Source organism: Pseudomonas sp. Tri1 (assembly GCF_017968885.1).
Classification (GTDB): domain Bacteria; phylum Pseudomonadota; class Gammaproteobacteria; order Pseudomonadales; family Pseudomonadaceae; genus Aquipseudomonas.
Window position 1 is genome coordinate 3984558 of sequence record NZ_CP072913.1, and the last position, 18362, is coordinate 4002919.

At 59.3% G+C, this 18362-nt stretch carries 16 protein-coding genes; 11 read left to right on the top strand and 5 right to left on the bottom strand.

The genetic code is table 11. The features are described 5' to 3' along the window. Positions 1 to 98: 98 nt before the first annotated feature. Positions 99 to 659, bottom strand: a complete 561-nt coding sequence (locus J9870_RS16910; protein WP_210639141.1) for an NAD(P)H-dependent oxidoreductase — start codon at positions 657 to 659, stop codon at positions 99 to 101. 185 nt (positions 660 to 844) lie between these two features. On the opposite strand from J9870_RS16910, the gene J9870_RS16915 reads away from it, so the two are divergent. Beyond that, entirely contained in the window at positions 845 to 1108 is a 264-nt protein-coding gene (locus J9870_RS16915; protein ID WP_109756041.1) for a hypothetical protein, read from the top strand. Between the two features lie 86 nt (positions 1109 to 1194). Beyond that, the gene (locus J9870_RS16920; protein ID WP_210639142.1) at positions 1195 to 2088 is read left to right on the top strand and encodes a LysR family transcriptional regulator; all 894 of its coding nucleotides are present in this window, start codon (positions 1195 to 1197) and stop codon (positions 2086 to 2088) included. Here the strand turns inward: J9870_RS16920 and J9870_RS16925 are convergent. Both J9870_RS16925 and dnaQ read right to left on the bottom strand, forming a co-directional pair. Then, a complete protein-coding gene (locus tag J9870_RS16925) occupies positions 2054 to 2668 on the bottom strand; it encodes a GNAT family N-acetyltransferase (protein ID WP_210639143.1) in 615 nt (204 codons plus the stop codon). The two genes, J9870_RS16920 and J9870_RS16925, sit on opposite strands and share 35 nt — an antisense overlap. A gap of 260 nt (positions 2669 to 2928) precedes the next feature. Next, complete coding sequence (gene dnaQ / locus J9870_RS16930; RefSeq protein ID WP_210639144.1) at positions 2929 to 3693, bottom strand: DNA polymerase III subunit epsilon; 765 nt, start codon at positions 3691 to 3693, stop codon at positions 2929 to 2931. Between the two features lie 257 nt (positions 3694 to 3950). Here dnaQ and J9870_RS16935 point away from each other — a divergent pair, with 257 nt between their 5' ends. Then, positions 3951 to 5999: a patatin-like phospholipase family protein gene (locus tag J9870_RS16935; protein ID WP_210639145.1), complete on the top strand. Its 2049-nt coding sequence runs from the start codon at positions 3951 to 3953 to the stop codon at positions 5997 to 5999. A gap of 83 nt (positions 6000 to 6082) precedes the next feature. Here J9870_RS16935 and rnhA read toward each other — a convergent pair whose 3' ends face one another. Together rnhA and J9870_RS16945 are read right to left on the bottom strand one after the other, a co-directional pair. Continuing rightward, on the bottom strand, positions 6083 to 6535 hold the full coding sequence (rnhA, locus tag J9870_RS16940) for a ribonuclease HI (protein WP_210639146.1): 453 nt from the start codon (positions 6533 to 6535) through the stop codon (positions 6083 to 6085). Between the two features lie 76 nt (positions 6536 to 6611). Further along, the gene (locus J9870_RS16945; RefSeq protein WP_210639147.1) at positions 6612 to 7370 is read right to left on the bottom strand and encodes a methyltransferase domain-containing protein; all 759 of its coding nucleotides are present in this window, start codon (positions 7368 to 7370) and stop codon (positions 6612 to 6614) included. A 65-nt stretch (positions 7371 to 7435) separates the two neighbouring features. Between J9870_RS16945 and gloB the strand changes: the two genes are divergently transcribed. From gloB to fabI, 8 genes are all read left to right on the top strand, one after another. Further along, on the top strand, positions 7436 to 8203 hold the full coding sequence (gene gloB, locus J9870_RS16950) for a hydroxyacylglutathione hydrolase (RefSeq protein WP_210639148.1): 768 nt from the start codon (positions 7436 to 7438) through the stop codon (positions 8201 to 8203). A gap of 99 nt (positions 8204 to 8302) precedes the next feature. Then, on the top strand, positions 8303 to 9754 hold the full coding sequence (locus J9870_RS16955; protein ID WP_210639149.1) for a transglycosylase SLT domain-containing protein: 1452 nt from the start codon (positions 8303 to 8305) through the stop codon (positions 9752 to 9754). 207 nt (positions 9755 to 9961) lie between these two features. Further along, positions 9962 to 11791: an extracellular solute-binding protein gene (locus J9870_RS16960; protein ID WP_210645309.1), complete on the top strand. Its 1830-nt coding sequence runs from the start codon at positions 9962 to 9964 to the stop codon at positions 11789 to 11791. Next, positions 11788 to 13644 (top strand): extracellular solute-binding protein, encoded by a 1857-nt coding sequence (locus J9870_RS16965; RefSeq protein ID WP_210639150.1) that lies wholly within the window; start codon positions 11788 to 11790, stop codon positions 13642 to 13644. The genes J9870_RS16960 and J9870_RS16965 overlap by 4 nt, the downstream gene beginning before the upstream one ends. Before the next feature lie 4 nt (positions 13645 to 13648). After that, the gene (locus J9870_RS16970) at positions 13649 to 14722 is read left to right on the top strand and encodes a microcin C ABC transporter permease YejB (protein WP_210639151.1); all 1074 of its coding nucleotides are present in this window, start codon (positions 13649 to 13651) and stop codon (positions 14720 to 14722) included. A 1-nt stretch (position 14723) separates the two neighbouring features. Further along, positions 14724 to 15743: an ABC transporter permease gene (locus J9870_RS16975; RefSeq protein ID WP_135845059.1), complete on the top strand. Its 1020-nt coding sequence runs from the start codon at positions 14724 to 14726 to the stop codon at positions 15741 to 15743. A gap of 1 nt (position 15744) precedes the next feature. Further along, positions 15745 to 17355 (top strand): ABC transporter ATP-binding protein, encoded by a 1611-nt coding sequence (locus tag J9870_RS16980; RefSeq protein WP_210639152.1) that lies wholly within the window; start codon positions 15745 to 15747, stop codon positions 17353 to 17355. Between the two features lie 19 nt (positions 17356 to 17374). Then, entirely contained in the window at positions 17375 to 18169 is a 795-nt protein-coding gene (gene fabI, locus J9870_RS16985; RefSeq protein WP_135845057.1) for an enoyl-ACP reductase FabI, read from the top strand. The last annotated feature ends 193 nt before the right edge of the window (positions 18170 to 18362 follow it).

An 18362-nucleotide genomic window follows, 5' to 3' on the forward strand; every position in this document is an offset into this window, starting at 1 on the left:
TTTACCGGATGCACTGTTTGGACCGGAGACATGATGAACCTGTGGCGAGGGGGATTTATCCCCTCCGCCACAGGTGATTGCCTGGCATACCGGGGCCATCAGGCCTTTTTGTGTTGCTCGACCCACTTGCCATAGGCGTCGATGAATTTCTGCAGGAACGGCCTCACGGATTCCGACAGATTACCCGCCTCGTCAAACGCCGTCCCGGCGCCGCTCAGGTAGGCTTCCGGCTGCTGCATGCAAGGCACATCGAGGAAAACCAGGGACTGGCGCAAATGATGGTTGGCGCCAAAACCACCGATGGCACCCGGCGATGCACTGATCACCGCCCCCGGCTTGCCACTCAGGCAACTCTGGCCGTAAGGACGCGAGCCGACGTCGATGGCATTTTTCATCGGCGCTGGTACTGAACGGTTGTATTCCGGCGTGACGAACAACAATGCGTCGGCCGCGCCCACCTGCTGACGGAAAGTACTGTAGGCTGCCGGTGGTGGTGTCACGTCAATGTCTTCGTTGTAGAGCGGCAACTCGCCGATTTCAACGATGTTCAGTTTCAGATTGGCTGGTGCCAGCTCCGCCAGCGCCAGTGCCACCTTGCGGTTGATCGATGCCTTGCGCAGGCTGCCCACCAAAACGGCCACTGTGTAGACATTACTCATGAGAGGCTTCTCGACTGTCGGCTCAAAGGAGCCTGTAGTTATAGATGATCGGCATCACAATTGGACCAGCGGAGCGACGAAAACCGGCCGACTGGACTATTTTTTTCTTGTAGGAAAACTTACCGCGCTTGACCAGGGTCTACAGAACCGCAAATCGAGTGATCTATTTCCAGAGGTTCTAAGCAATGGCAGCAGTACTTGTCGGACAATTTCATGCGCGGGACGCCGAAGGTCGCGTCTATTCAGTGCATGAGTTTCAGGAATCGACCCCGTCGCCGGACGGAAACGGCAAGGAGCCTGTCACTACCTATAAGTTGGCGATCGGTGATCGCGTCAATAAACTCGACGACGGCAAATTCGTGCTGGTGCAGTCGCAAATCGAATTGACGCGTGAGCCGGAAACGCCACTGCAGGCTCAAACACCTACTGAAACGCAAATCGCCTTGTAAACGGTTGTTATGAGCAGAAGTCGTGCCCGGACTTGGGTTAGGATTCAGCCACTCAATGGCTTACCCGCCGAACATGGACTTCTTGCATGCGTTTACGCCACATCGAAGTGATCCAGGCGCTGCTGCAGACCGGCCACCTCGGCACGGCGGCCGAATGGCTGCAACTGTCGGTAGCGGAGGTCGAGGCGATTCTACGCGACGCTGAGGCGCAACTGGGCTTCATGCTGTTCGCCAGTGTACGTGGGCGGTTGCAGGCCACCCGAGAGACCCTTGAGCTGCGTGACAGCATCACGCGGGTGTATGACACCCTCGAACCGGTGCAGCGACTGGCCAGTAGCCTGAAGCACTATCAGGCACCTCCCCTGCGAGTAATTTGCACCCCACCGCTGGCCCAACAATTGTTGCCCCAGAGCATTGCCGCCTTGCGTCGACGTCATCCGGATGCGCCTTGCACCCTGCTCAGCCAACCGACCCGCGACATCGTCCACAGCCTGCTGCTGCGTGAAAGCGACCTGGGGTTGAGTTTGCACGACCCAGAACACCCCGACATCCATTGCCAGATGATTGCCCAAGGCAAATTGCAATTGCTCGCGCCCCACGGCTGGCTGCAACCGCGGCAAAAATACATTTCGCTTCAGGATCTGGCGGGTCAGTCGTTGGTGGGGCTGGATGGCCACGACCCGTTGAGCCCCGCCTTCGAGCATAAGCTGGCAGCGCTGCGCCCGGCACCGGTGATCCAGATCCGCGTCCAGACACATCAGATGATGCGCGCCATGGTCGAGGCCGGCGAAGGTCTTGCCATCGTCGATCCTTTTACCGCCTCAGGCGCCAAGGACGGCGGCCTGGACGTTTGCCCGGTGTCGCCCGCCATCCCGATTGGTCTCTATGCGTTGAGCCTGAACGGCACGACGCCCACGCCCGCCGTTCAATCGCTGCTGGAGCGGGTCACGGAACAAGCCGAGGCGTTGTTGGGCCACTGATCGACATGCCCAGCGGATCGTCGAACAGCCGATACCAGAACAACGCCACTTCGGCGGTATGTCGGTCAATGCCGCGATAGCGCAGGTGATCGATACCACCGAGCACATAACCACAACGTTCATAGAGCCGGCAGGCACCCAGGTTGTTGTTCTGGGTTTCCAGCATGATCCCTGGCAGTTTTTTCTTGCGGCTCCAGAAATGCGCGACGTCGAGCAGCGCCTTGGCCACTCCGTGGCGCCGCGCTGGCGCATGCACCGCAAGTTCATCGATGTGGGCGAAACCGTTCCAGTTGGTACTGACCACCAGATGCCCTACCGGCTGGTCGTCGAGATAGGCCATGAAGATTTCGCTGTCGGGGGCATTGCGAAAGCTGCTGAACTCTTCTGGGTCGATGCCATAGCACTTGCGGTAGGGAACAATGGGCGTCACCGGCCATTGGCTCACCGGCCGGCCAACCTGCGCCGTGCCGTAGTCGCTGACCTCGAAGCTGAAATCACTGCCCCAGATGTAGGCGGCAAAGCCGTCATCGACGACGCGCACCGACAACCCGGGGTGCTTGGGATTCATGACCGGTTGCATACTGGGGAAGGTCCTCATTCCTTGAGACAACCAACGGCGTGGTGCCATCCATTGCCCGTGTCTTTCAAATCTTCATGCATCAAGCGGGATCCATAGCCTGCCTGTTACCTCAGGTTAGAAGGTACTGGCGATTGTGGCGAGAAATGAACGATGGATAACTCTGTGGGAGCGAGCTTGCTCGCGATGGCGGCGGCACATTTGGCAATGGCGCAAGCTGAACCACCGCTATCGCGAGCAAGCTCGCTCCCACAAGGAAAGTTTCATCCGTTCGCCGCGGCCTGCGCCTCGACCAACTGCGTCCACAGTGCCGGAGCACCGGCGGACTTGGCGATAGCTTCCAGACGCGCGGCATGTTCAGCCAGGTCGCTTTCACTGGCACGGATGACCCGCGATGGCTGGCGGTCAGCGGGCAAACGACGGATTTCCGTGGCCTGGTTGCCCGAGCCTTCGCCGGTACCGTTACCGTCCGAGGCGTTGCCGGCCAGGGACAAGCTGGTCTGGCCGCCGGTCATGGTCAGGTAGACGTCGGCCAGGATCTCGGAGTCGAGCAAGGCGCCGTGCAGTTCACGGCCGGAGTTGTCGACGCCGTAGCGCTTGCACAAGGCATCGAGGCTGTTGCGCTGCCCCGGGTGCCGTTCCCGAGCCATCATCAGGGTATCGAGAATCGTGCAATGCTGGGTGATGTCGGCCCGGTCGTGCTGGCCCATCAAGGCAAATTCGTTGTTGATGAACCCCACGTCGAACGCGGCGTTGTGGATGATCAACTGCGCGCCTTGGATGAATTCGAAGAACTCATCGGCCACTTCGGCGAAACGTGGCTTGCCCACCAGGAACTCGTTGGTGATGCCGTGCACGCCAATGGCGCCTTCATCACTTTCGCGATCCGGCTGCAGGTAAACGTGGAAATGGCGACCGGTCAGGCGCCGACCGATCAGCTCGACACAGCCGATTTCGATAATCCGGTGACCATCGGTCACCGGCATGCCGGTGGTTTCGGTATCCAGTACAACAGATCTGTTGGCCATCAGTGCTCAGCTCTCAACGGGCATGCTTGCAAAAGCGCGGATGTTAACACGCTCACGTAACGATGAAGCTGACTTGCTTGAAAGCATACATCGATCGCAGCAGGCCCCGCTTCGTCAAACACCCCCTGAAAATCAGCTTCGAGCCCCTCTTACTCATACGACAACCGCGCCGTCGCTAGATAATGGCATAGCGCCACACCAGTGCTAGCCTGAAATAACTGGCCGTTGAAGCTGCCAGAAATCATAAGGAGCGTGACATGTCTCACCACTCTCAACCTGAGTACGGAATGTCAATTTTTGGCAACGCCAAATTAGCGACTTTCACTCTTGCATTATTGTCCGGTTGCGCATCAGTCGACGACAAACCCGATCTTGGTCGCACCGACGGAGAAATACCAGATCCCGCGCGCTATGAAGAAAGAAGCGCAACTTTAAGGGCTGCTGAAAACTGCCATCTCAGGTCTTATCGCCAACAACTCAAGACCCTCCCCACTCCAGCTAACGACACCTGCACAGGCAAGGAAATTTCAGGATATCGACCAGAGCTAGGGCTTTCATTATCGGGCGGAGGAATGCGATCCGCTACATTTTCGATAGGTGTTCTCGCGGGACTGCATAAGCAGGGAATACTAGACCAGATAGATATTGTTTCCTCGGTCTCGGGAGGCAGCTATGCCAATCTATGGCTTACCAACCATCTTTATGGCCTGGCAAATTATCAAGAACAAAATGCCTCTCCCGATGAGCTATTCAAAAGTTATTACGTCTACGAAGCAACAAGAGACACCCCAGACCTCGAACCCTTAGCCAGGCCGCACAACGCAGACCAAACAAGCAGGCGGTTTCAAACCTACATAGAAAATAACAGCTACCTGATCACTCGATCACAAGATTCATACTACGGCGAATTCATTGACAAGAGCGTCTATACCGCCGAGATAGCCGGGCGCTCAGCCCTCTGGATCCCCTCTGTTCCACTTAACATTCTGGCCAATGGAATTTTTAGATGGCAAATCAATCTTAACCCATGGGAGTCAGCCTATAAAAACGGAATAGAGCGAACATTTGGCGCCTATCCAGCAAGCTGGCATTCAACTTTAGAAACCGCACCGCCAAGCTATGGAGAACTGGCCGAAGCCGCAAAACGCGGCGAAATACCATTTTTCATAATTAATGCGACGGCCGCTTATGGGGGTAGTGTCGAATGGCTGCGCACGTCAGATTTCGCTGGCTTTAACTCTGACCTGGCGAGCGTTGTGTATGAGTTCTCACCGCTGGCCTACGGTAATACCGCTTTTGGGTACTGCGATTATCAAGACCAGCAAAATAGAGAAACCTACGGGGTGCCCTGCCACCCTGCCAAGGCCCCTGAACTTTCCGAAGCCGTCATGATGTCGGGAGCCGCCGTAGATGCATTAAAGCTATCCGATCTACCATTGGTCTACGTGGGGTTGGATGCGACGGCTGACGCATTGAATCTTTCGCTAGGAAGGTATATGGCAAATCCTCGTGTAGAGCCAACTACACGCGCTTGGCATAAGGCGCTGCCCTTTCCATTTTACTTCGCTGCCAATCAAAAATATGACGAGACTCGAGACTCGGTCTACCTAAGCGACGGCGGACACTCGGAAAACCTCGGCATGTACGCGTTAGTTAAAAGGCGGGTAAAAAACATCATCACCATCGACGCCGAACACGAAGCGACGAGCTCTGGGGACAAACGAATGGCTGTCTTCGATGCCTTACAGCGCTTGCGCTGTCATCTCGGCAAAGAGGAAGGGTTAACGTTTTACAAAGTAGAGGGAACCCCAACTATTCCTGATAAATTTCTAGATTCGGGCGCCTGCGAAACCTTCTCTCGAAGAGACATTGATTTTGACTTTATCAACGCCAACCCTTTTTTCCGTTTTGATATCTGCCCGACTCAGGGCTGCACATCGGAAAATAGAATTCGTGTGTTATATGTAAAGTTATCGACAAACTATGCAGCCATGCCTCCAAATCCTGAATGGGGTACGAAGCTAACGGGCTGCGACGGCGACAGTGACTTTTCTTGCGAAGCAGTTTGGCTCTACATGCAGGGAGTGTCAGCCTGTAAAGGCAACTGGATGGGTGAGTGTGATCGCTTCCCTCAAGTAGCGACTAAAGATATTAACTACCCTAGGACACAAGTAAATGGTCATCGCGCTTTAGGTTATGACATTGGACGCAGGATCACACTCTCGGAGCAAGGCCCAGCTGGCAAGCCGTTTAAACCGTGGAAGCCTATAGAGACACCTGCCGTTAGTATCTCTGGAACGCCATAGGCACGAGCCACGCCAGCCCTCCAACGCTGGCGTGTCCCCCAACCCAGGCGACTGGGATTTGGATAGCTCAAGCATATGCGCGCTCAAGCCTGCTTGAAGCCCCGCACCTCATCCACCCCACGGTTGGCCAGTTGGTCGGCCCGTTCGTTGCCGTGGTGGCCGATGTGGCCGCGTACCCATTTCCAGGTAACGTTGTGGCGGTTGACCTGCTCATCCAGCTGTTTCCAGAGGTCGGCGTTTTTCACCGGCTCCTTGGCGGCCGTCTTCCAGCCGCGCTTCTTCCAATTGGCCATCCACTCGTTGATGCCCTTCATCACGTACTGCGAGTCGGTCACCAGGAGCACATCGCAGGGCCGCTTGAGCTCTTCCAGGCCGCGGATGGCGCCCATCAGTTCCATGCGATTGTTGGTAGTGTTGGTTTCGCCGCCCCAGAGTTCCTTCTCCACGCCCTTGCACACCAGCAACGCCCCCCAGCCGCCAGGGCCAGGGTTGCCCTTGCAGGCGCCATCAGTGAAGAGTTCTACGCTATCGCTCATGCCAATCTATCCAGAAAAAATGCACAGGCCTGCCAATCGGGGCGACAACGCCCGAAGCCAGACCATCAGAAAAGGGTTACGGCTCGATGTGGCGACGATTGACCTTGGCCATCGGCAAGGGAATCAGCTTGCCCATCGGCTCGCGTCGCACCTGGCGCACCGGACGCAGCCCAACTGCGATCTTGCGCGCCACCAACAGATAGAAACCGCCGCCGGACAGTTGCCAGTCACCGGCCTTGCGCTCCCAGCCGGCCAACCGGGCCTGCCACTTGGGCGACGCAAGCGGCGGACGATAGCACCCGAAGCGGCGTTTCTCCAGCGCGAAGCCCAACAGGTTGAGCCAGTCGCCGACCCGCGAGGCCGAGATGCAGCGGGCCTGGCGCAGAGCGTCGTGGGCGAACACGTGACGCAACCCCCAACTGCTCCAAGGATTGATGCCAATGATCAGCAGGTGCCCGCCGGGGCGCACGCTGCTGGCAGCTTCACGCAGCAAACCGTGGGGGGACAGGCAGAAATCCAGGCCATGCTGCAGCACCACCACGTCGGCGGCATGCTCGCTCAAGGGCCAGGCCTGCTCCTCGCAGACGATCTCTACCCCGGGCAATGGTGCGCCCAGGCGCACGTTGCGCTGCACCTGCGGCGCCGACGGCGGCGTCTGTGCCGAAGGCCCGTAATGCACCAGGTAGCCACCAAAAAACCGGCCCAGCTCGTCTTCGAGCATGCGCCGTTCTTCTTCCAGCAAAAATTGCCCGACAGGGCCGGACAACCAGTCACGGGCCGCGCTGATCAGCGCCAGCCAGTCAGGATCAGCCTGAGCGAACGCTTTATCGGTCATTGCATTCTCCAACGCGTCAGGAAGTTCTAAGATGCGCCTTTGTTTTCCGCTTGGCGAATTCCGCGATGATACAGATCAGTGCCCTGCCCGCGTTCACCGATAACTACATCTGGTTGTTACAGGACCACGCGACCCAACGCTGCGCTGTCGTCGACCCGGGTGACGCCGCACCGGTGCACGCCTGGCTCGACGCCCATCCGGGCTGGGCCTTGAGCGACATACTGGTCACCCACCATCACCATGACCATGTCGGCGGTGTCGAGGCGCTGAAAAACGCGACGCACGCCACCGTCTACGGCCCGGCCAGCGAAAACATCCCGGCCCGGGATGTGGCGCTCAGTGACAACGACACGCTTAGCGTGCTCGGCATGGACTTCGATGTCTACGCGGTGCCCGGACACACCCTGGGGCATATCGCCTACTATCACCATGGCCTGCTGTTCTGTGGCGATACCCTGTTTGCCGCCGGTTGCGGCCGGCTCTTCGAAGGCACGCCTGCGCAAATGCACCACTCGCTCAGTCGCCTTGCCGCCCTGCCCGAAGATACGCTGGTCTACTGCACCCATGAATACACCCTCAGCAATCTGAAGTTCGCCACTGCGGTGGAACCGGGTAATCCGGACATTGCCGCCCGTCTGGAAAAAGTCAGCCGGCAACGCAACGAAGGCGTCATGACACTGCCCTCGACCCTCGCCTTGGAAAAGCTCACCAACCCGTTCCTGCGCACCGCTGAAACATCCGTTAAACAAAAAGCAGACGAACGGAACGGCCAGCGTAACGAGACGCCGAGCGAGGTTTTTGCGGCCTTGAGGGCTTGGAAAGATAAGTTCTAAGGAAGCTATCGATTGATATAAAAATTCTGAATGGTTGACCTGTTGGGGTGCGCTTCCTAGAATCGGCCGACATTTTTGCCCGGAACTTACTTCCAGCCAATGTCGTCATCTATACGCAGGTCCGCCCAGTCAGACACATTGACCCGCTTGGCTCAAGCCATTGCGGTGGCTGTGTCCGCGACACTGGCGGGCTGCCAGAGCACGAGCCAGGTGCCGCAGACCGACGCGGCCCACACGCCGAATATCGCCGCCCGCGCCAAGCAGAAACCTGTCTGGCTCAGTGAAAAACCCAGCCCCCAAGCGCCCCAGGATGTCTGGGAACGCATGCGCCAGGGCTTCCAGCTTCAAGAAACCGCCGGCGTCAATCCACGTATCGAACAACAGCGCCTGTGGTTCGCCAGTAACCCGTCCTTTCTGGAAAACGCCGGCGAGCGCGGCAGCCTGTACATCCATTACATCGTCGAACGCCTCGAAGAACGCAACATGCCGTTGGAGCTGGCGCTGCTGCCGGTGATCGAAAGCGCCTACAACCCCATGGCCTATTCACGGGCCAACGCGGTAGGGCTGTGGCAGTTCATCCCGTCCACGGGGCGTTACTTCAACCTGCGCCAGACCCGTTTCTATGACGGGCGTCGCGACATCACTGCTTCCACCACGGCCGCCATGGATTACCTGACGCGCCTGCACGACATGTTCAACGGCGACTGGTTGCTGGCGCTGGCGGCCTATAACGCCGGTGAAGGCACGGTCAGCCGCGCCATCGAGCGCAACGAAAAGCTCGGCCTGCCCACCGATTACTGGAACCTGCCGCTGCCCAGCGAAACCCAGGCCTATGTGCCGAAGTTGCTGGCACTGTCCCAGATCGTACTGTCGCCCGATGCCTACGGCGTGAACCTCAATCCGATCGCCAACGAACCCTATTTCCAGGTCGTCGAAATCAACCAGCGCATGGACCTGTCCAAGGTTGCGGCGGTGGCCAACATCGACGAAGACGAACTGTTCCAGCTCAACCCGGCCTTCAAGCAGCGCACCACCATCGACGGCCCGCAGCACCTGCTGGTGCCGACATCCAAGGCCCAGTTGCTGACCGCCAGCCTGTCGACCATGCGTCCCGAAGAGCTGATCAGCCAGCGTTCGCTCAAACCGGTTTTTGAAAACGTCGACGACAGCGAAGTGGAAGGCGCAAGACGCACCTACCGTGTCAAGCGCGGCGAAAACCTGGCCCAGATCGCCAAGGCCAACAATGTCCAGACCAAGGACCTGCAACGCTGGAACAAGCTCAGTGGCAACAAACTCAAGGTCGGCCAGACCCTGGTGATGCAAGACACCAAGCCCACCAAGACCACCGGCAAGCGCATCAGCACCGTGGTAGCCGCCAACACCAAGAGCGATAAAAACAAGCAGACGCAGTACAAGGTCCAGCAGGGTGACTCGCTGTATGTGGTCGCCAAGCGCTTCAACGTGGAAATGCAGCACCTCAAGCGCTGGAATCCACGAATGGGCAAGGCACTCAAGCCTGGGCAGATGCTGACGGTCTACTCCCCGCACTGATCGACAATGATCGTACCCGCGCTCTGCGTGGGCACGCATCCATCGGCGCTCTGCGTCACAGGGACGCGGAGCGTCCCGGGCGGCATTCCCACTCAGGAGCGAGGGAACGATCAAGCGTCCACAACGCTCCGCCTTTTTCCTGCCGATACAAGCTGTTACTGTACAGGCCATAAAAGCCCAAGCCGCCTGGATCGGATCTCAGACTTGATACGTCCCCTCCTCCTGCTCCTGATCAGCCTGGCCTTGAGCTCCCCCGCCAGCGCAACCATCAGCGAAAGCCATGGCTATGCGCAGTTCGGCACGCTCAAGTACCCGGCCAGATTCACCCACTTCGACTGGGTCAACCCGCAAGCGCCCAAGGGCGGTACCTTGCGGGTCATGGCATTCGGCACCTTCGATACGCTCAATCCCTATACATTCAAGGGCAGCAGCCCGGTTTCCACACCAAATTTCCTGCAATACGGCATCAACGAGCTGAACGAACCACTGATGGTGGGCACCGGCCAATACGCACCGTCCGGCGATGAGCCGACGTCGAGCTACGGCCTGATCGCCCAGTCGGTGGAGTACAGCGAGGACCGCAGCTGGGTGGTGTTCAACCTGCGCCCCGAAGCGCGGTTTCACGATGGCGTGCCGATTACCGCCTATGACGTCGCGTTCTCCTACCGCACGCTGCTCAAGGACGGCCACCCGCAATACCGCACCAACCTGCAGGAAGTGCTGCGGGTCGACATTCTCAACCCGCTGAAAATCCGCTTTGTCTTCAAACGCGCGGGCAATCCGCTGCTGATCCTGCGCCTGGGTGAGTTGCCGGTGCTGCCCCAGCATTACTGGAAAGACCGCGACTTCAAGGCCACCACGTTCGAGCCGCCCTTGGGCAGCGGGCCTTACCGCATCACCAAGGTGCAGCCAGGTCGCCAATTGGTGTTCGAACGGGTCAAGGATTATTGGGCCAAGGACCTGCCGGTCAATCGCGGCAAATACAACTTCGACCGGATGGAGGTGGAGTTCTACCGCGACAGCGAAGTGGCCTTCGAAGCCTTCAAGGCCGGTGAATTCGACATCTACATCGAACACCAGGCCAAGAATTGGGCCAACGGCTATGACTTCCCGGCAATCAACCGCGGCGATGTGATCAAGGCGCAGATCCCCCACCAGATCCCGACCCAGACCCAGGGCCTGTTCATGAACACCCGGCGCAACACCTTTGCCGAGGTCAAGGTGCGCGAAGCCCTGGGGCTGATGTTCGATTTCGAGTGGACCAACCGCACGCTGTTCAGCGGCGCCTACAAGCGTACCCTCAGTTATTACCCCAACAGCGAATTCTCCGCCAGCGGCCTACCAGTGGGCCATGAATGGCTGCTGCTCAAGCCCTACCGTGAACAATTGCCGCTCAAACTGCTCACCGAGCCCTTCAGCCTGCCAAAGACCGACGGTCGCGGCATCCCCCGGGAAACCCTGCGCAAAGCCTTGGGCTTATTGAAGGAAGCCGGCTGGACCCTCAACGGCCAGCGCCTGGTGAACGCCGACAGCCAGCCCCTGAGCTTCGAGATCCTGTTGGTGAATCCGAACCTGGAGCGCATCCTGCAACCCTACGTTGAAAACCTCGCCAGTATCGGTATCCAAGCCCGGCTGCGCACGGTGGACCGCGCCCAGTACAAGCAACGCCTGGACCAGTTCGACTTCGACATGATCCTGCTGACCTTGAACCAGACCCTCAGCCCGGGCCTGGAGCAATGGCAGTACTTCCATTCCAGCCAGGTCGGGGTCAAGGGCAGCAAAAACTACGCGGGGATCGCCAATCCGGTGGTCGATCACCTGCTGGAGAAACTGCTGGCCGCCCGCACCCGCGACGAACAGGTCGCCGCCGGCAAAGCCCTGGACCGCGTGCTGCTGTGGCAGCACTACTGCATCCCCAACTGGTATCTCAACTATCATCGCCTGGCGTACCGCAACCGGTTCGCCTTCGTCACCACGCCGCCCTACACCCTGGGCCTGAGCGCATGGTGGCTGAAATCTTCGGAGAAAGATCAATGAAGCCTTTTCGCACCCTGCTCCTGCAGGCCAGCAGCCTGTTATTCGCCGGGCTGGCCTGTGCCGCGCCGCAGCACGCCTTGACCCTGTACAACGAACCGCCGAAATACCCAGCCAATTTCAAGCATTTCGATTACGTGAACCCCGATGCGCCCAAGGGCGGGATATTCCGCCAGGGCGGGTTTGGCAGCTTCGACAGCCTCAACCCGTTCATCAGCAAAGGCGTACCGGCCGATGACATCGGCCTGATCTACGACACCCTGGCCAAGCAAGGCCTGGACGAACCCTTTACCGAATACGGCCTGATCGCCGAAAAAATCGAGAAGGCCCCGGACAATGGCTGGGTGCGTTTCTACCTGCGACCCGAAGCCCGCTTCAACGACGGCCATCCGGTGCGCGCCGAAGACGTCGTCTTCAGCTTCCAGACCCTGACCAAGGACGGCGCACCGATGTTCCGCGGCTATTACAACGACGTTGCCGAAGTCATCGCCGAAGAGCCGCTCAAGGTACTGTTCAAGTTCAAGCACACCAACAACCGCGAACTGCCGCTGATCCTCGGCCAACTGCCGGTATTGCCCAAACACTGGTGGGCCGATCGCGACTTCAACAAAGGCAACCTGGAGATCCCCCTGGGCAGCGGTCCGTACAAAGTCACCGAGGTGAAAGCCGGACGCTCGATCCGCTATGAGCGAGTGAAGGACTATTGGGGCAAGGACCTGCCGGTCAACCGTGGTTTCTACAATTTCGACGTGTTGACCACCGATTACTACCGCGACAACACCGTGGCGGTCGAAGCGCTCAAGGCCGGGCAGTTCGATTTCTGGCTGGAAATGAGCGCCAAGAACTGGGCCAACGCCTACAACATCCCGGCCGTAAGCGAAGGCCGCTTGATCAAGGAACAGATCGCCAACGGCAACCCTACCGGCATGCAAGGCTTTGTCTACAACCTGCGCCGGCCGATCTTCCAGGATGTGCGGGTACGCAAGGCCTTGAGCCTGCTGCTGGATTTCGAGTGGACCAACAAGCAACTGTTCAGCGGCGCTTACGCGCGCACTCGCAGCTATTTCGAAAATTCGGAAATGGCCGCCACCGGCCTGCCTGGCGAAGACGAGTTGAAGATTCTCGACCCCCTGCGCGGCAAGATTCCCGAGCAGGCCTTCACCGACGCCTTCCAGCCTTCGGTGTGCGACGGCAGCGGCATGATCCGCGACCAACAGCGCAAGGCCTACCAATTGCTGCAAGAAGCCGGCTGGCGCATCGTCAACGACAAGATGGTCGATGCCCAAGGCAAACCGGTGGTGCTGGAGTTCCTGCTGGCCCAGACCGAGTTCGAGCGGGTGCTGCTGCCGTTCAAGCGCAACCTGAGCGACCTGGGCATCGAACTGGTCATTCGCCGGGTGGACGTGTCCCAGTACATCAACCGCGTTCGCTCCAGGGATTTCGACATGGTGGTAGGCAGCTTCCCGCAATCCAGCTCACCGGGTAATGAGCAGCGCGAATTCTGGATGTCGGCCGCCGCGGACAAACCTGGCAGCCGCAACACCATGGGCCTGAAGGACCCGGCCATCGATCAACTGGTTGAGCAACTGATCAACGCCGATTCACGCAAGAGCCTGGTGGCCCACGCGCGGGCACTGGACCGGGTGCTGCAATGGGGCTACTACGTGATCCCCAACTGGCACATCAAGACCTGGCGCGTGGCCTACTGGAACCACATCGGCCATCCAACCGTCACGCCGACCTATGACATCGGCACCACGACCTGGTGGGTCAAGCCGGATACCAAACCTGCCATCGAGGTAGAAAAACAAGTCATGGAACAACAGATCAACGCCGCTCCAGCGAGCGTGGAGTAACCCCATGCTGGCTTACATATTCAGGCGACTGCTGCTGATCATCCCGACCCTGTTCGGCATCCTGTTGATCAACTTCCTCATCATCCAGGCCGCGCCCGGCGGGCCGGTGGAGCAGATGATCGCCAAGCTCGAGGGTTTTGAAGGCGCCACCAGCCGTATTGCCGGCGGTGGTGCCGAAGTGTCGGTGGCCGGCTCCTCCTATCGCGGCGCCCAGGGCCTGGACCCTGGGCTGGTCAAGGAAATCGAGCGCATGTACGGCTTCGACAAGTCGGCCCCCGAGCGCCTGTGGATCATGATCAAGAACTACGCCCACCTGGACTTCGGCGACAGCTTCTTCCGCGACGCCAAGGTCATCGACCTGATCAAGGAAAAGATGCCGGTGTCCATTTCCCTTGGGCTGTGGAGCACACTGATCATGTACCTGGTGTCGATCCCGCTGGGGATCGCCAAGGCAACCCGGCACGGCAGCCATTTTGACGTATGGACCAGTTCGGCGATCATTGTCGGTTACGCGATCCCCTCCTTTCTGTTCGCCATTCTGCTGATCGTGGTGTTTGCCGGCGGCAGCTATTTCGACTGGTTCCCGTTGCGCGGGCTGACCTCCAACAACTTCGACGAACTGAGCATGGGTGGCAAGATCCTCGATTACTTCTGGCACCTGGCCCTGCCCGTGACCGCCTTGGTAATCGGCAACTTCGCCACCATGACCCTGCTGACCAAGAACAGCTTCCTCGACGAAATCAACAAGCAATACGTGGTCACGGCCAAGGCCAAGGGCCTGACCCGCCACCGCGTGCTCTATGGCCACGTGTTCCGCAATGCCATGTTGCTGGTGATCGCGGGGTTCCCGTCGGCGTTCATCGGGATTTTCTTCACCGGTTCCTTGCTGGTGGAAGTGATTTTCTCCCTCGACGGCCTGGGGCTGATGAGTTTCGAAGCAGCCATCAACCGTGACTACCCGGTGGTATTTGGCACGCTGTTCATCTTCACCCTGCTGGGGCTGGTGGTGAAACTGATCGGCGACCTGACCTACACCTTTGTCGATCCACGCATCGACTTCGAAAGCCGGGAGCATTGAGATGAACCTGTCCCCTCTCAATCGTCGCCGCTTCGAACTGTTCAAGGCCAACAAGCGCGGCTGGTGGTCGCTGTGGCTGTTCCTGGTGCTGTTCGTCCTGAGCCTGGGTGCCGAACTGATCGCCAACGACAAGCCGCTGGTGGTGCATTACGACGATGGTTGGTACTTCCCGGCCCTCAAGCGCTACCCGGAAACCACCTTCGGCGGCGAATTCCCCCTGGAAGCCAACTACAAGAGCCCGTACATTCGTGAACTGCTGGCCGCCAAGGACGCCTGGGTGCTGTGGGCACCGATTCCGTTCAGCTACCAGAGCATCAATTACGACCTGAAAGTCCCGGCCCCGGCACCGCCCTCGGCCATGAACTGGCTGGGCACCGACGACCAGGGCCGCGACGTATTGGCCCGAGTGATCTACGGCTTCCGCATCTCGGTGCTGTTCGCCCTGACCCTGACACTGCTCAGCTCGATCATCGGCGTGATCGCCGGTGCCTTGCAGGGCTTCTACGGCGGCTGGGTCGACCTGGCCGGCCAGCGGTTCCTGGAGATCTGGTCCGGGCTGCCGGTGCTGTACCTGCTGATCATCCTGGCCAGTTTCGTCCAGCCGAACTTCTGGTGGCTGCTGGGCATCATGCTGCTGTTCTCGTGGATGAGCCTGGTGGACGTGGTCCGCGCCGAGTTCCTGCGCGGGCGCAACCTGGAGTATGTGCGCGCCGCGCGGGCGTTGGGCATGCAGAACGGCGCGATCATGTTCCGCCACATCCTGCCCAATGCCATGGTCTCGACCATGACCTTCATGCCGTTCATCCTCACTGGCGCCATCGGCACCCTCACTGCCCTGGATTTCCTCGGTTTCGGTCTTCCGCCTGGCGCGCCGTCCCTGGGCGAGCTGGTGGCCCAGGGCAAATCCAACCTGCAGGCGCCGTGGCTGGGCATCAGCGCGTTCGCGGTGCTGGCCCTGATGCTGAGCCTGCTGGTGTTCATCGGCGAGTCCGCTCGCGATGCCTTCGATCCGAGGAAGTGAAATGAACCAGGACAATCTGATCGAAGTACGCGACCTGTCAGTGGAGTTCATTGTCGGCGAACGCCGACAGCGGGTGGTCGAGGGCGTCAGCTTCGATATCAAGCGTGGTGAAACCCTGGCCCTGGTGGGCGAAAGCGGCTCGGGCAAGTCGGTGACCGCCCACTCGATCCTGCGCTTGCTGCCCTACCCGCTGGCCCACCACCCGACCGGGACTATCCAATACGCCGGGCAGGATCTGCTGGGCCTGAAAGAAAAAACCATTCGCCATATCCGCGGAAACCGGATCGCGATGATCTTCCAGGAGCCGATGACGTCCCTCAACCCGTTGCACTCCATTGAAAAACAGATCAATGAAGTGCTTGGCATTCACAAGGGCCTGACCGGCAAGGTCGCGACCCGCCGGACCCTCGAGTTGCTGGAGCTGGTGGGCATTCCCGAACCGCACAAGCGTCTCAAGGCCCTGCCCCATGAATTGTCCGGTGGCCAGCGCCAACGGGTAATGATCGCCATGGCCCTGGCCAACGAGCCGGAACTGCTGATTGCCGATGAACCGACCACGGCACTGGACGTCACCGTCCAGTTGAAAATCCTCGAACTGCTCAAGCAACTGCAGGCGCGACTGGGCATGTCGCTGCTACTGATCAGCCACGATTTGAACCTGGTGCGAAGAATTGCCCATCGCGTATGTGTCATGCAGCGCGGTTGCATCGTCGAACAGGCATCGTGCGCAGAGCTGTTTCGCGCACCGCAGCATCCGTACACTCGGGAACTGCTGGCCGCCGAGCCCAGCGGCATCCCGGCGACCAACGCTGTCGGCCCGCCGCTGCTGCAGGTCGAGGACCTCAAAGTCTGGTTCCCGATCAAGAAAGGCCTGTTCAAACGCACGGTGGATTACATTAAAGCCGTGGACGGTATTCGCTTCAGCCTGCCTCAGGGCCAGACCCTGGGCATCGTTGGCGAAAGCGGTTCCGGCAAGTCCACGTTGGGATTGGCGATTTTGCGGTTGATCGGCAGCCAGGGCGGGATCCGCTTTGAAGGCAAACAGCTCGATAGCCTGACGCAGCAACAGGTCCGGCCGCTGCGGCGCGAGATGCAAGTGGTGTTTCAGGACCCGTTTGGCAGCCTCAGTCCACGGATGTGTGTAAGCCAGATCGTCGGCGAAGGCTTGCGGATCCACAAGATCGGCACCGCAGCCGAACAGGAACAAGCGATAATCGCGGCATTGAAGGAGGTAGGCCTGGATCCGGAGACCCGGAACCGCTACCCCCATGAATTTTCCGGGGGCCAACGCCAGCGTATCGCCATTGCCCGGGCCCTGGTGCTCAAGCCGGCGTTGATTCTGCTGGATGAACCGACGTCGGCCCTGGACCGTACCGTACAACGCCAGGTGGTGGAGCTGTTACGGTCGCTGCAAACCAAGTACAACCTGACGTACCTGTTTATCAGCCATGACCTGGCTGTCGTCAAAGCGCTGAGCCACCAATTGATGGTGGTCAAGCATGGCCAAGTGGTCGAACAAGGTGATGCCCGCAGCATATTCGCCGCGCCGCAACACCCCTATACACAGCAGTTGCTGGAGGCCGCCTTCCTGGCCCCAACAACTGCCGAATAACCTGAAAGAGGAGCAACACATGGGTTTTCTCGCCGGTAAGCGCGTACTGATCGTCGGTGTCGCCAGCAAGCTGTCCATCGCATCCGGCATCGCCGCCGCCATGCATCGCGAGGGCGCTGAGCTTGCCTTCACTTATCAGAACGACAAACTCAAGGGTCGTGTCGAAGAGTTCGCACAAGGCTGGGGCTCGAGCCCGGAACTGTGCTTCCCGTGCGACGTGGCCAGCGATGAAGAAATCGCCAAGGTCTTCGAAGAACTGAGCAAGAAGTGGGACGGCCTGGACTGCATCGTGCACTCCGTGGGCTTTGCCCCGGGCGACCAGTTGGACGGCGACTTCACCGAGGCCACCACCCGCGAAGGTTTCCGCATTGCCCACGACATCAGCGCCTACAGCTTCGTCGCCCTGGCCAAGGCCGGTCGCGAAATGATGAAAGGCCGCAATGGCAGCCTGCTGACCCTGTCCTACCTGGGCGCCGAGCGCACCATGCCGAACTACAACGTCATGGGCATGGCCAAGGCTTCCCTGGAAGCCGGCGTGCGTTACCTGGCCGGTTCCCTGGGCCCGGAAGGCACCCGTGTCAACGCCGTGTCGGCTGGCCCGATCCGCACCCTCGCCGCTTCCGGCATCAAGAACTTCCGCAAAATGCTGGCCGCCAACGAAGCGCAAACCCCGCTGCGTCGTAACGTCACCATCGACGAAGTCGGCAACGCCGGCGCGTTCCTGTGCTCGGACCTGGCATCGGGCATCAGCGGTGAAATCATGTACGTGGACGGTGGTTTCAACACCACGGCCATGGGCAATATCGAAGAGTAATCTTCACCCCCGCGCCCGTGCGTAAAAACGCCGCTTGTCCTGGAAAGGGCAAGCGGCGTTTTTGATGGCTGATTGTCTGATTACCCCGAAATATCCTGTAGGAGCGAGCTTGCTCGCGATGGCGGTAGATCAGTCTGCATTTATGTTGAATGTGCCGCCGTCATCGCGAGCAAGCTCGCTCCCACATTGTTCA